Here is a 13,454-nt window from a genome sequence, read left to right as displayed (position 1 = left end):
CATGTCGCTGACCTCCACGCATTGGGGTGTCTACCGCCCGCTCGTCGAGAACGGCCGGCTTGCCGGCATGCAGCCGGCCGAATGGGATGCCGCCCCGTCGGCGATCGGCCAGTCGATGGCCGGTGCCGTCGATTCGCCCACCCGGGTGCGGCGGCCAGCCATCCGCCGCGGCTTCCTGAACCAGGCCACGCGGCACGGCAGCGGCCGCCAGCGGGGGCTGGAGCCTTTCGTCGATGTGCCGTGGGACGAGGCGCTCGACCTTGTGGCGGAAGAACTGCACCGGGTGAAGCAGACGCACGGCAACCGGGCCATCTTCGGCGGCAGCTACGGCTGGTCGAGCGCAGGGCGCTTCCACCACGCGCAAAGCCAGCTGCACCGCTTCCTCAATGCCTTCGGCGGCTACGTCTACAGCAAGGACAGCTACAGCCTGGGCGCAGGCCGCGTGCTGATGCCACATATCGTCGACGGCATGGACGCGCTGCTGCAGAACCATACCTCGTGGGAAGCGCTGGAGCAGCACTGCGAGCTCTTTGTCGCGTTCGGCGGACTCCCGCTGCGCAATACGCAGGTGAGCCCCGGCGGCGCGAGCGACCATGGCGTGGAGCCAGCGGTCCGGCGCATGGCGGCCGCGGGGCGCACCACCTTCGTCAACATCAGCCCCATGCGCGGTGATCTCGACGCGGTGCCCGCAGCCGAATGGCTGCCGGTACGCCCGGGAACCGACACGGCACTGATGCTGGGCCTTGCCTTCGTGCTGATCGACGAGCGGCTGCACGACGAGGCCTTCTGCAGGAGCCACGCCGTGGGCTTCGACCAGGTGCGCGACTACATCGCGGGCAAGTCCGACGGCGTGCCCAAGACGCCGGACTGGGCGGCGGAGCGCACCGGCATCGCGGCCGGGACCATCGCAGCGCTCGCACGGCGCATGGCCGCGCACCGCACGCTGGTGAATTGCACCTATTCGCTGCAGCGCGCACGGCATGGCGAGCAGCCTTTCTGGATGACCGTCACGCTCGCCGCCCTGCTCGGGCAGATCGGGCTGCCGGGCGGCGGCTTCGGCCTGGGCTACGGCTCCATGAACTACATCGGCAGCGGGCACGGCAGCTTCTCGGGCGCGCGCCTGCCGCAGGGCACCAATGCCGTGGTCGACTTCATTCCGGTGGCGCGCATCGCCGACATGCTGCTGCATCCCGGTGAGCCCTTCGAATACAACGGCGGACGGCACCGCTACCCGGACATCCGCCTCGTGCACTGGGCCGGCGGCAACGTGTTCCATCACCACCAGGACCTCAACCGCACCATCGCGGCGTGGCAACGCCCCGAAACCATCGTCACGCACGAGCAGTACTGGACGGCGCAGGCGAAGTACTCCGACATCGTGCTGCCCGCCACCACGACGCTGGAACGCGACGACATCGGCAGCGCGGGCAGCGAGCGCTTCATGATCGCGATGCGCGCGGCCATCGCGCCGGTGGGCGAGGCGCGTGACGACTACGCCATCTTCACCCAGCTCGCCGGGCGCCTGGGAATCGCGCCGGCCTACACCGAGGGCCGCGATGCGCGACAGTGGCTGCGCCACCTCTACGAGGCGTCGCGCCCACGCGCCGAAGCCGAGGGCATTGCCCTGCCCGCCTTCGACGACTTCTGGAAGGCCGGGCACTTCGACGTCTCCCGGGCGAAGACGGCGGCGGCCTCGACGCCGACCGTGCTGCTCTCGCGCTTTCGGGCCGACCCCGTGGCTCATCCGCTGCCGACGCCCTCTGGGCGGATCGAGCTTCACTCCGAACGCATCGCGAGCTTCGGCTACGACGACTGCCCGGGACACGCCCATTGGTTCGAACCGGAACCCTCGGCTTGGCCGATTCATCTGCTGTCGAACCAGCCCGCGACGCGGCTGCACAGCCAGTACGACCACGGCAGCGTCAGCCGCGCATCGAAGATCGCGGGGCGCGAGCCGATCACGCTGAATTCGCAGGACGCCCATCATCGCGGCATCCGCGACGGCGACGTGGTGCGAGTCTTCAATGCGCTGGGAGAGTTCCTCGCCGCAGCGGTGCTGTCCGACGGCGTGCGACCCGGTGTTGCACAGATCGCGACAGGAGCCTGGTACGACCCGCTCGATGCGCGCAAGCCGGGCACCCTGGAGAAGCACGGCAATCCGAACGTGGTGACGCCGGACGTCGGCAGTTCCCGGCTGGCCCAGGGTTGCACGGCGCAAAGCGCGCAGGTGGAGATCGCGCTGTGGACCGGGCCGCTGCCGCCGATCACGGCATTCGAGTCGCCCGAGTTCGTCGCGCTCGGCAGCGAGGCCGTGGCCTAGGGCGGAGCATGCACAGCGCCCGGCCCAGCCGCGCACTTAGCGCGCGTGAAGCCAGTGCGCGTGCAGCCACCGCGCGATGCAGTCCAGCGCGAAGCCGAAGGCCCCGATCAGCACGATGACCGCCATCAGCTCGGAATAGGCGAGCCGGTCGCGGGTGTCCAGCACGAAGTAGCCGAGGCCGGCGGACACGCCCAGCATCTCGGCAGGCACCAGCACGATCCAGATGATGCCGATGGCCAGCCGCACACCCGTGAGGATGTGCGCGGTGATGCCCGGCAGGATCACGTGCAGCACCGTCTCGCGCCGCGTGGCCGAGAGGCCCCGCGCGAGCATCAGCCAGTGCGGGTCGATCTGCGCCACGCCGGCCGCGGTGTTGAGCATGACCGGCCACACCGCAGCGAAGGCGAGCAGGAAGTACACCGGAAGATCGCCCACGCCGAGCACCATCACCGCGATCGGCATCCACGACAACGGCGAGATCATCCGCAGGAACTGGAACACCGGCGTGGTGGCCTGCGAGAAGCCTCGCGACAGGCCGGCGAGCACGCCCAGCGGCACGCCGCACGCGATGGCGAGCAGCAGCCCCACCGCCACGCGCTGCAGGCTCAGCAGCGCGTGGTGCCAGATGTCGGCACCGGAGACCAGGTGCGTAAGCGCCACCAGCGAGGGCCAGGGCGCGAAGGCGGCGGCCACCGGCGTGCGCTGCACCAGCAGCGCGCTGCCCGCCCACCACAGCGCCAGCACCAGCGCGATGCCGGCAAGCGGCAATCCCCAGCGGCGGCGCACCTCAGACCGCAATGGTTTCGCGGCGGGTGTAGTCCGCCGCCACGCCGAACACCTGTGGTCCGCCCACGCTCTCGATGGCCTTGCGCACGAAGCGGTCGTCGACCAGGTCGCGCGCGACGAACTTCGCGTCGAGCGCGCGCAGGAAGGCGTTGTCGCCCTCCACCTTCGTGCCCTGGACCGCGCGCACCAGCTGCTCGGTGTAAGAGGCGAAGGGGTACGGCTGGAAGTCGATGCGCCGCTGGGTCCAGCCCTTGTGGCGAACCACGCCGCTGGCCTCGTAGCTCGCGTAGTCGGTCGCGGCCAGCACCTTGGCCAGCGTCTGCGGCGGATGCGGCGTGTAGCGGCGCTCGCCCGCGTTCGACAGCAGGCGCGCCGCGTCGAGCCGGTTGTCGCGCGTCCACAGCTGCGCCTTCACGATGGCATTGGTCACGCGCTGCGACCACTCGGGCTTCTCGGCGATGTCGCGCTCGGCCAGGAAGGTGACGCAGCAGGCGTGGTCCTTCCAGACGTCGCCCGAGAAGCGCAGCACCTTGCCCACCCCGGCGATCTCCGCCGCCGCGTTGAAGGGCTCGGCGACGATGAAGCCGGCGATCGACTTGCCCGCGAGTGCCGACACCATCTCGGCCGGCGCCAGCACCACGAGGTTGACCTCCTTCGCTCCGATGCTGCCGTTCGCCCCGCGCGTCACCGCCGTCAGCCCCTCGGCGCGCAGCAGGTCCTGCAGCAGCACGTTGTGGATCGAATACCAGAAAGGCACGGCCACCGTCCTGCCGCCCAGGTCCTGGATCCTGCCGATCTCGGGCAGCACCGTGAGCGCGGAGCCGTTGATGTGGTTCCACGCCGCGATCTTCGCGGGGGAACTTCGAGCCGTAGCGCACCCAGAGCGTGGCCGGCGTGAGCAGGTGGATCACGTTGACCTGCCCCGACACGAAGGCCTCGACGATCTGCGCCCACGAGCGGAACATGCGCGGCGTTTCCGCGCGCAGGCCTTCCTTGTCGAACAGGCCGCGCGCATGCGCGATCAGCAGCGGCGTGGCGTCGGTGATGGGCAGGTAGCCGATCTTCACGGGCTGGTCGTCGCCCTTGAAGCCCTGGGCCATCGCATCGCCGGCGGACAGGAAGGGCGCGGCCACGGCGGCGCCGGTCAGCGCCGACAGGCGCAGCATGTCGCGCCGCGTGAGACCGCAGTCGCAGGCCGGCGAGGCGCAGATGTGCGCTCGGCGGCGAAGGGCGTCGATGAAGGACGATGAATCAGTCATGCGAAAGGCTTTCAGGTGAAGAGACGACAGGGGCTGCCGGTGCCGTGCCGGCCCCGCGCGCGCCTGTGCAGGGCCGCGAGGATGTCCAGCCGCAGCGCGGTGAAGGCGGCCGCGTCGGCGGTGCGCGGCCGCTCGGCCGGCACGCGCCATTCGCGCACGATGCGTCCCGGCGCGCCGCCCATCAGCAGGATGCGGTCGCCCACGAGGATGGCTTCGTCGATGTCGTGCGTCACCAGCAGCGCGGCGGTCTGCCAGCGGTGCACGAGCTCGACCAGCAGGTCCTGCATCTCGGCGCGGGTGATGGCATCGAGCGCGGAGAAAGGCTCGTCCGCCAGCAGCAGCACCGGCTCCCGCGCGAGCGCCCGCGCCAGCGCGACGCGCTGCGCCATGCCGCCCGACAGCTGCGACGGATAGAGGCCGCCCTGCCCCGCCAGGCCCACAGCCGCGAGCGCTTCCTGCACGCGCTGCTCGCGCCGCGCGCGCTCCAGCCGCGGTTGCCGCGCGAAGCCCAGCCCGAAGCCGACGTTGCGCGCTGCATCGAGCCAGGGCAGCAGTCCGGGCTGCTGGAACACCATTGCCGCGCGCGGGTGCGGTGAGGCGAGCGGCTCGCCGAGAAAGCGGATCTGCCCGCTCGCACGGCCCGCGGCCGGTGCCTCCAGATGGGCCAGCGTGCGCAGCAGCGTCGACTTGCCGCAACCGCTGCCGCCGAGCAGGCAGACGATCTCGCGCGGCGCGACGTCGAGCGACACGTTCTGGAACACCGCGCGCCCTCGCGCATAGCCGAAGGAAAGATCGCGGGCCTCGAGCACCGCCTGCGCCGGCCGGGCCTCGCTCACGGCGTTGCAGCGGCCTGCTGAGCCGCGCGCTTCGCCAGTTCGCCCTGCAGCTGCGTCACGCTGGGCGTCACGATGGGGATGAAGGCGGCCTCGCGCCAGCGCCGCGCGAAGGTCAGCGGCTGGTCGCGGTGGTAGCCGCGTCCGCCGCTGGCCTGCAGTTCGAGCTGCACCGCGGCCTGCGCGATGTCGGCCAGCGCGAGCCGTGCGCGGAACAGCGCCTCGGGCCGCGTGCGGAAGCGGCCATCGGACAGGCCCTGGTAGAGCCCGTTGACGACCGAGGCCAGCGCTTCGCGCTGCGCGGCGATCGGAGCGTCGAGCACCGAGCGGCCGGCGCTGCCACGCTGTGCGGCCGTGTCGAGCGCGGCGCGTGCCAGCCCGATCGACAGCCCGCATTGCAGGCCCAGGAAGTCGGGCCGCACGGCTGGCAGGAAGCGGTTGGCCTCCTCGTGGATGACATCGGCGGCCTCGAGCCACGCACCCTCGATGCGCAGCGAGGCGGTGTTGCTGCCGCGCAGCGCAATCAGGTCCAGGTCGGCGCTGCGCTCCACGCCCGGCTGCCCTGCCTTCAGCACCGCTACCAGCGGCGCGCCGCCGCCGGTGCGCTGCACCGCCACCGCCGCCGCAAAGCCCTGCGGACGCAGGTTGGTGCACCACGGCACCGTGCCGTCGAGGCGCCAGCCGTCGCCTTCGGGCGTGGCCGTGATCTGCAGCGACTCGATGCCGCCCAGGAACTTCATGGCGTTCGACAAACCCGTCGCGCCGGCCTGCGAGCCGTCGAGCAAGGCAGCGAGCCAGCGTTCGCGCAGGCCTTCGTTGGGCGACTGCAGCAGGTATTCGATGAAGGCGCGCTGGCCCCAGAAGGTGAAGGCGGCAGCGAGCGAATGCCCGGCCACTTCGGCAATGGCCTCGACGGCGTCGCGCACGTCGCCTCCAAGGCCGCCGAGCGCCCTCGGCACGCCCAGCCTGAAGAGGCCGGCGGCGGCCAGGCGCGGCACCACTTCCGGCGCGAGCGCGCCGTCGGCATCGAGTGCCTCGGCATTCGCGTCGAGCCAGCGCGACTCGGCCTCAGCCAGCATGGGCGGGCGCGCCGTCGCGCTGCAGGTGGTCCGGCAGGTAGGGCTGCAGCTGCGGATTGACCGGGCTGCCGGCCAGGCTGTTGGCGAAGTTGCACAGCGTGGCCAGGCTCACGCCGAGCACCACTTCCAGTGCCTGGCGTTCGGAGAAGCCGGCGTTGCGGAATGCGGCGAGCGATTCGTCGGACACCTTGCCGCGCGTGGCGATCACCGCCTCGGTGAAGGCGCGCACGGCGTCGAGCCGGGCCTCGCCGCTGTCATGGCCCTGCTGCAGCGCAGCCACCGCCGCCACGGGCAGCTTGGCCTGCTTGAGTGCCGCCGCGGTGTGCCCGGCCACGCAGAAGTCGCAGCCGTGGATGCGCGCGGCGGTGATCTGCAGCGCCTCGCGCTCGGCCAGCGTGAGCTCGCCGCTGGCCGTTGTCTTCGCCACGCCCAGGTAGGTTTCAAGCGCCTGCGGCGAGTTGGCGAGGATGCCGATCAGGTTCGGCAGGAAGCCGTTGTTGGCGATGGCGCGTTGCACCAGCGCGCGGCTGGCCTCGGGCGCGGAGGCTTCGGTGTGGAGGGTCAGGCGTGTCATGGCTTTGTCGGATTCGAGGCGATGCGCCGATTCTTCAGGCGCCGCCCCTGCGCATCAATGACCGGGCGTCTCTGATCTATGCCGGTTCGTCCGTGCGCGCTGCCAGGCACCCGGCTGCTCGCCCATCACGCGCTTGAAGGCACGCGAGAAGGCGGCGTACGACGCATAGCCCACGGCCTGCGCGGCCTGCGCGATGGATTCGCCCTGGGCCATGCGCCTCGCCGCGAGCTGCATGCGCAATGCGAGCAGGAACTGCAGCGGCGCCTGGTCGCAGGCCTCGCCGAACTGCCGGAAGAACGCGGTGCGTGAGAGATGCACGCGTCGCGCCATCTCGGCCACGCTCCAGTCTTGTCCGGGCGACTGGAGGATGTCGGCCAGCAGCTGGGCGAAGCCGCGCTTGCGCAGCAGCGTCCAGAAGCCATGCGCATGTAGCTCGCTGTGCGCGGCGTGCCGCAGGCCGTAGAAGAAAAGCAGCCCGGCGAGCCGGTCCATCGCCACCGAGGGCTCGGTGCCGGCGCGCTGCGCCTCGCTGCGCATCAGGTCGAACAGCGTGGCGGCAGAGGCCATGGCGAGGTCGTCCGCGCGCAGGACCAGGCAGTCGGGGAAGGCATTGGCGACGACATCGCGGAACGGGCCGTCGAAGGAGAAGAAGCCGCAGGCCAGGCCGGTCTCGCCGATAGCGGGCGTCGTCGACAGCGGCTGCATGGCGCGCGGCGCGCAGTCGATGCCGGGGTCGGCATAGGGCGAGAGGAAGTGCGGCACGTCGCGCATCAGGAAGACACCGTCGCGCGGCGCGAGCTGCACCGAGGCGCGCCCCGGCATGTGCAGCCAGCAGCGCCCTTCCAGGATCAGGTGGAAGCTGGCCCGCGCCCGGCCCGCCGTGGAGGCGCGCCAGCGGCCGCAGTACTGGCCGACATGGAACAGCGTGGCATCCCACTCGAGACTGCCCAGCAGCCAATCGACGACGCGGTCGGCCTGGGCATCTAAGGCGGGCTCGATCGGGGCGTCCGGTGCGTGGCGCTGTCGTACAAAAGACATAGGGGCCCGAGTTTGGCCGAGCGCCCGCATGGAACAAAAGAACGATTCGACGTGAGCTTATGCAGCGGCGGCGGTCACGCCGGCCGGCTGAAACAGTCTGCCCCTGCCCGGGCCGCCCGCAGAGCGATCGTCGGGGCCAGCCAGGGAGGCCGCGCCGCTCAGCGTGCCAGCAGCTGGTTGAGCTTCTGCTGGGCGTACTCCTCGTTAGTTGTGCCGTCCGGTGCCTTGGCACCCCAGAAGTCGGCGTTCCACTTGATCGCCTTCTTCTCCACCTCGGGGCTGTTGGTCCAGTAGTCGCGCAGCTTCGGATCTGCCGCGGCATACACGCGCGGCGACGGCAGCGCGACGCTGGTGGCTTCGGCCAGGCGTGCCGCGCGCTGCGCATCGAGGCGGAACGACAGCAGCTTGAGCGCGGCGTCGTAATGCGGCGCGTCCTTCGGGACCGAGAAGAAGTCGTAGTAGGTGAAGGCCTGGTCCCAGGTCAGCTCCAGCGGCGCGTTGGCGTCTTCCTTCTTCAGGCGGGCGACCGGGCCGGTGTACGAGAGGCAGGCCGAGGCCTCGCCGTCCAGCAGCAGTTGCGGTGCCTGCGAGTTGGTCAGCCACCACTTGACCACGTGCGGCTTGATCTCGGCGATCTTGCGCAGTGCGCGCTCGAAGTCCACCGGGTAGATCTTGTCGGCCGGCACGCCGTCGGCCAGCAGCGCCGACTCGAACACGAAGCGCGACCACTGCGGCAGGCAGCGCTTGCCCGGGAAGTCCTTCACGTTCCAGAAGTCGGCCCAGGTCTTCGGATACTTCTTAGACGGGAAGGCTTCCTTGTTGTAGACCAGCGCCACGCCGATCACCTGCAGCGCCACGCCCTTGGGCCGCACGGCCTCCTTCGGCAGCGAGGCGACGGTCTTCTGCGCCTCCGGCGACAGCTTCTTGTAGTCGATCTCGGCAAGGTAGGGATCGAGCAGGCGGACTTCCTGGTCGAAGATGAAGCTCAGGTCCCACTCGGTGCGCTTCGCCTCCACCTGCGCCTTGACGCGCGGGCCGCCGCGGGCTTCCTGCACCGTCAGCACCTTGATGCCGGTTTCCTTGGTGAACGGGTCGTACACCAGCCGGCGCAGGTTCTCGCCGTAGGTGCCGCCGGGGTCCTGCGTGACGACTTCGTTCGACTGGCTCCAGGCCGGACCGACGCCACAGGCGCTGCCCAGCACGATCGCGAGCGCGGCCAGGGCCTGCAGCGGACGAGGACTTCTTTTTCTCTGCTTCATGCGGATGCTTTCTTTCTGCGGATGACGAACAAGGGGGATGAAATGAATTCGACGATCAGCGCCGCTGGCGCGCAGCCCATGCGGAGCGCGCGAAGAACAGGCCGACGACGATCAGCGCGACCTCGAAGGTCGCCACCACCGCAGGCACCGGGTCGAGCTTGTAGTTGACGTTGCCCCACAGCCGCAGCGGCAGCGTCGTCATGCGCGCCCCGCTGAGAAACATCGAGAGCACGAGGTCGTCGAAGGAATGCAGGAACGCGAAGAACGACGCCGCGAGCACGCCCGGGCGGATCGCCGGCAGCGTGACGAAACGGAACACCCGCCACGGCGAGGCGCCATGCACGGCCGCGGCCTGCTCCTGGCGGATATCCACCGCCTGCAGGCTTGCCGCGACGATCACCAGCACCAGCGGTATGCCGCCGATGGCGTGCGCCGCCGCCAGGCCTGCCACGCTGCCCGCGAGATCGGCGCGCAGGAACAGGCTGTAGAGCGAGAGGCCGAGCACTACGCCGGGCACGATCATCGGGCTCACCAGCAAGGTCATCCAGGCCGACTTGGCCGGCAGCGAAGACCGCACCAGCCCGAACGCGGCGGCCGTGCCCAGCACCACGGAGATCGCGGTCGCGAGCAGCCCCACTGCGACCGAGGTGCCGAGCGAGGACATCCATGCCGGGTCGGACAGGAACTTCTCGTACCACCGCAGCGAATATGCCGGCGGCGGAAAACGCATGTAGGCCGAGTCGCTGAATGAAATGAGCGCGGCCACCACGATGGGCAGCAGCAAGGTCGCATAGGCCACCGCTGCCAGACCGCCCGACACCAGCCGGCCGAGCCACGAGGGCACGAGGCCGAGCGCGCGCAGCAGCGGCCAGCCGAACATGTCGGCCGCGCGTTCGAGCACCGCGCGCCGCCACGACGGCTGCCGAGCGTGCACCGCTTCGAGCGCCGACTTGCCCGCGCGCTGACCGCCCCAGATGAACTCCAGCCCGAGAAAGCGTGCTGCGACCACGACGACCAGCAGCATCACCGCCAGCAGCACCGCTGCCAGCGCCTGCAGGAAGCCGCCGCTGGCGAGGAAGTCGGCCTGCTGCGTGATGTGCATCGCGAACATCTGGTCGGCCGGGCCGCCCAGCAGCGAAGGCGTGATGAAGAAGCCCAGCGCCGAGATGAAGACCAGCAGCACGCCCGCGAGCAGCCCGGGCAGCGTCTGCGGAAAGAGCACGCGCCAGAACACCGCGAGCGGCCCTGCCCCGCTGGCGGTGGCGGCGCGCTGCACCAGCGGATCGATGCGCGCCAGGCTGCCGCCCACGGTAAGCACCAGCAGCGGCAGCAGCACCGCGCTGATCGATATCAGCACCGAGGCGCGGTTGAAGATCAGCGGCAGCGGCGCGTCGACCAGGCCCAGCGCGAGCAGCAGCTTGTTGATCGGCCCGTTGCGCCCGAGCAGCACCATCCACGAATAGGTGCGGATCAGCACCGAGATGAAATAAGGCAGCACCACGGCCGCCGTCAGCACCAGCTTCCAGGTGCCGCGCGCGCGGTGGATCAGCAGCGCCGTCGGATAGCCGAAGAGCGCGCACAGCGCAGCCACCGCGGCGGCGATGCCGAAGGTGCGCAGCAGCGAATCGCGGTACAGCGGCACCTCGAACACGCGGGCGTAGTACGAGAGACCCGCATCGCCCGCCACGCTCAGGTGCAGCAGGTCGAAGAGCGGAAGGATGTAGAAGAACGCGAAGAACAGCAGCACCGGCGCGAGCAGCCACGCGGGGTTGCGCAGGTCGAGCCGTGCCGCCAGGGCGGGCCGCGCCGGGGCTGCCGCCGCCGCGCTCACGCGAGCACCCACGCGTCGCCCGCGTGCCAGGCCAGGTGCACCGCCTCGCCGGCGAGCGGCTGCCGGGCGTCGCGCGGATCGAGGCAGCGCACCTGCACCCGGTCGCCCGAGGCCAGCACCGCATCGATGCGCAGGATCTCGCCGAGGAACACGGTCGATTCGACCGTGGCGGCCAACGCGCCCGGTGTGCTTGGTGCCACCAGCGCCACGCGTTCGGGCCGCACCAGCACCTTGACCTGCTGGCCGGGCGCCAGCGCGGCGCCCGCATGGCGCGCCTCGAACAGGTGCGCGTCGCCGGCCTGCAGCACGACATCTTCTCCCTGCACCCGCAGTACGCGGGCGTCGAGCACGTTGGATTCACCGACGAAGCGCGCCACGAACTCGCTGCCCGGCTGCCGGTACAGCGCGCCGGGCGTGCCGACCTGCACGATCCGGCCCTGGTCCAGCACCGCGATGCGGTCGCTCAGCGCCAGCGCCTCGCCCTGGTCATGGGTGACGAAGACGATGGTGGTGCCGAGCGTGCGATGGAGCGCGCGGATCTCGATCTGGATCGCCTCGCGCAGGCGCCGATCGAGCGCGCTCAGCGGCTCATCCATCAGCACCACCGGCGGGCGGCGCACGATGGCGCGCGCGATGGCCACCCGTTGCTGCTGGCCCCCGCTGAGCTGCGCGGGCAGGCGTTCGGCGTAGTCGCCCAGGTGCAGCAGCTCGAGCGTTTCGCCGATTCGCCGTGCGCTTTCCGCGCGGCCGAGGCCCGCCATGCGCAACGGAAAGCCGACGTTCTGCGCCACCGTCATGTGCGGGAACAGCGCGTAGTGCTGGAACACCATGCCGAAGCCGCGCCGGTGCGGCGGCACCCCGCGCACCGAGCGTCCGTCCACCAGGATGTCGCCCGCATCCACCTCGGCGAAGCCGGCGATGGCGCCCAGCAGCGTGGTCTTGCCGCTGCCGCTCGGGCCCAGCAGCGTGATGAACTCGCCGGGCTCGATCTGCAGGTCGACGTTGTCCACTGCCGTGAAGCGGCCGAAGCGCCTGCTCAGGCCGCGGATGGAGATCGCGCTGCCGATGGAGGCGGCGCCTGCGGTGCGCAGGGCCTGGGCGTGCAGGGGAATGTCGGTGCCGATGGAACTCATGGAGGGAAGACGAGTGCGTGAAGGAGTGACGACCGCCGCACGGCGTCAGGCAATGCGAAGTTCCCGTCAGCCGTAGCCGTACGGGTTGGGTGCCTCGCCCGCCAGCAGCCACGCGCCGATGCCCTGGTGCCGGTAGTCGAGCGGGTCGTGCAGCGTGTGCACGCGCACGTTGCGCCAGTAGCGGTCGAAGCCGTGGCGCGCCGCGGGTACCGCGCGCGCCCACGAGTTCGAAGATCTGCGAGGTCACCTGCAGCGCCACGCGGCCGGCCTGGGTGCGCGCCGCGGCCACCTCCACGGCCAGCGTGGCACGCTCCTCGGCGGTCAGCTCGCTGCCGCGGTCCCAGGCCTGCTGGAAGCGCTCGTTGGCCAGGTTCGAAAGCGCCGTGGCGGCCCGCAGGCTCGACCACATCTCGCCGGCGCGCAGCTGGAGCATCCGGTCGTCCTCGGAGCGCGTCACGCCGGCCATGGGCCAGGGCTGCGTCTGCGTGCGCAGGTAGCCGATGGCCTCGCGCAGCGCGCCGAGCGCGTTGCCGAGATAGATCTCGGTGAGCACGATCTGGCCGATCAGGTTGCGCAGCGTCGCGCGCGGGCTCGACGCCACGCCGGGCGGCCCGAGCTCCTCGTCGTGCGCGATCTGCACGCGGTCGAAGGAAACACTGCCGCTGTCGGTCTGGCGCTGGCCCATGTTGTCCCAGTCGTCGTGCACGCGGATGCCGGCACGCGAGGTCGGCACCACGGCGAAGACGCGGTCGGTGGGCTCGGGGCCGAGGGTGACGGAGACATTGAGCACATCCGAATCCGAAGCGCCGGAGCAGAAGCCCTTGACGCCGTCGATCTCGAGGCCTTGCTCGGTGCGCCTGGCGGTGAGCCGCGTGTCGCGTGCATTCACGGCGTTGCCCCAGAACCAGCGATGCTCCACCGCCTGGCCCAGGTAGCGCGCCTGCTGCGCCTGCGAGCCGAACAGCAGGATGCTCGCCACCTGCAGGTGCTGGAAGCCGAACAGGTGCGCGAGCGAACTGTCGGCTTGGGCGAGCCTGCGCAGGATGCGGAAGATCAGCGGCCATGCCGCCTGCTGCCCGCCGTAGGCCGACGGAATGGCGAGCGTCAGCAGCCCGCTTTGCCGCAGCAGTTGCCGCTCGGCCAATGCGGTGCCGCCGGCCCGGTCGCGCGCAGCGGCGGTGGCGGCGAGCGAGTCGGCGAGCGCCTGGACTGTCTGCGTGAGACCGCCGAAGTCTTCATCGAAGGGATCGGCCGCAGAGGCGGCAGATGACGAAGATGAGGGAGATGGGGAGGGCAAGGATGACAAGGGACTCCACCCGGCTTCAGGGAGCGAGGGAACCGC

At 70.7% G+C, this 13,454-nt stretch carries 9 protein-coding genes and 2 pseudogenes; 1 reads left to right on the top strand and 10 read right to left on the bottom strand.

Going from position 1 to position 13,454, the window contains the following annotated elements; all coding sequences use genetic code 11:
* The first annotated feature begins 1 nt into the window (after position 1).
* On the top strand, positions 2-2,320 hold the full coding sequence (locus ACHMXA_RS30995; RefSeq protein ID WP_395322108.1) for a molybdopterin guanine dinucleotide-containing S/N-oxide reductase: 2,319 nt from the start codon (positions 2-4) through the stop codon (positions 2,318-2,320).
* Between the two features lie 36 nt (positions 2,321-2,356).
* On the opposite strand, the gene ACHMXA_RS30990 is transcribed toward ACHMXA_RS30995, so the two are convergent.
* From ACHMXA_RS30990 to ACHMXA_RS30945, 10 genes and pseudogenes are all read right to left on the bottom strand, one after another.
* On the bottom strand, positions 2,357-3,106 hold the full coding sequence (locus ACHMXA_RS30990; RefSeq protein WP_395322106.1) for an ABC transporter permease: 750 nt from the start codon (positions 3,104-3,106) through the stop codon (positions 2,357-2,359).
* Position 3,107: 1 nt separating this feature from the next.
* Positions 3,108-4,365, bottom strand: a pseudogene (locus tag ACHMXA_RS30985) (ABC transporter substrate-binding protein).
* Between the two features lie 11 nt (positions 4,366-4,376).
* Entirely contained in the window at positions 4,377-5,201 is an 825-nt protein-coding gene (locus ACHMXA_RS30980) for an ABC transporter ATP-binding protein (RefSeq protein ID WP_395322104.1), read from the bottom strand.
* Positions 5,198-6,277: an acyl-CoA dehydrogenase family protein gene (locus ACHMXA_RS30975; RefSeq protein ID WP_395322102.1), complete on the bottom strand. Its 1,080-nt coding sequence runs from the start codon at positions 6,275-6,277 to the stop codon at positions 5,198-5,200. The genes ACHMXA_RS30980 and ACHMXA_RS30975 overlap by 4 nt, the downstream gene beginning before the upstream one ends.
* Positions 6,267-6,851 carry a carboxymuconolactone decarboxylase family protein gene (locus tag ACHMXA_RS30970; RefSeq protein WP_395322100.1) on the bottom strand — a complete coding sequence of 195 codons (585 nt, stop codon included), beginning with the start codon at positions 6,849-6,851 and terminating at the stop codon, positions 6,267-6,269. Before ACHMXA_RS30970 ends, ACHMXA_RS30975 begins: the two co-directional genes overlap by 11 nt.
* A gap of 54 nt (positions 6,852-6,905) precedes the next feature.
* Positions 6,906-7,889, bottom strand: coding sequence for an AraC family transcriptional regulator (locus ACHMXA_RS30965; RefSeq protein WP_395322098.1), 984 nt, complete (start codon positions 7,887-7,889; stop codon positions 6,906-6,908).
* A 158-nt stretch (positions 7,890-8,047) separates the two neighbouring features.
* A complete protein-coding gene (locus ACHMXA_RS30960; protein ID WP_395322096.1) occupies positions 8,048-9,148 on the bottom strand; it encodes an ABC transporter substrate-binding protein in 1,101 nt (366 codons plus the stop codon).
* A 55-nt stretch (positions 9,149-9,203) separates the two neighbouring features.
* Positions 9,204-10,991 (bottom strand): ABC transporter permease subunit, encoded by a 1,788-nt coding sequence (locus ACHMXA_RS30955; protein ID WP_395322094.1) that lies wholly within the window; start codon positions 10,989-10,991, stop codon positions 9,204-9,206.
* Positions 10,976-12,112, bottom strand: coding sequence for an ABC transporter ATP-binding protein (locus ACHMXA_RS30950; RefSeq protein WP_395322092.1), 1,137 nt, complete (start codon positions 12,110-12,112; stop codon positions 10,976-10,978). The genes ACHMXA_RS30955 and ACHMXA_RS30950 overlap by 16 nt, the downstream gene beginning before the upstream one ends.
* A 256-nt stretch (positions 12,113-12,368) precedes the next feature.
* Positions 12,369-13,409: pseudogene (locus tag ACHMXA_RS30945) on the bottom strand (acyl-CoA dehydrogenase family protein); the annotation flags it as partial.
* Positions 13,410-13,454 lie beyond the last annotated feature (45 nt).

It is taken from the genome of Variovorax sp. UC74_104 (genome assembly GCF_044055375.1).
In the GTDB taxonomy this organism is placed as follows: Bacteria; Pseudomonadota; Gammaproteobacteria; order Burkholderiales; family Burkholderiaceae_C; genus Variovorax.
This window is presented reverse-complemented; position numbering and strand designations above follow the sequence as displayed.

Bases quoted from the DNA above. Each gene is read 5' to 3' on its own strand.
- ACHMXA_RS30995 (WP_395322108.1), top strand. From the start codon at position 2: ATGTCGCTGACCTCCACGCATTGGGGTGTCTACCGCCCGCTCGTCGAG.
- ACHMXA_RS30950 (WP_395322092.1), bottom strand. From the start codon at position 12,112: ATGAGTTCCATCGGCACCGACATTCCCCTGCACGCCCAGGCCCTGCGC.
- ACHMXA_RS30970 (WP_395322100.1), bottom strand. From the start codon at position 6,851: ATGACACGCCTGACCCTCCACACCGAAGCCTCCGCGCCCGAGGCCAGC.
- ACHMXA_RS30965 (WP_395322098.1), bottom strand. From the start codon at position 7,889: ATGTCTTTTGTACGACAGCGCCACGCACCGGACGCCCCGATCGAGCCC.
- ACHMXA_RS30975 (WP_395322102.1), bottom strand. From the start codon at position 6,277: ATGCTGGCTGAGGCCGAGTCGCGCTGGCTCGACGCGAATGCCGAGGCA.
- ACHMXA_RS30960 (WP_395322096.1), bottom strand. From the start codon at position 9,148: ATGAAGCAGAGAAAAAGAAGTCCTCGTCCGCTGCAGGCCCTGGCCGCG.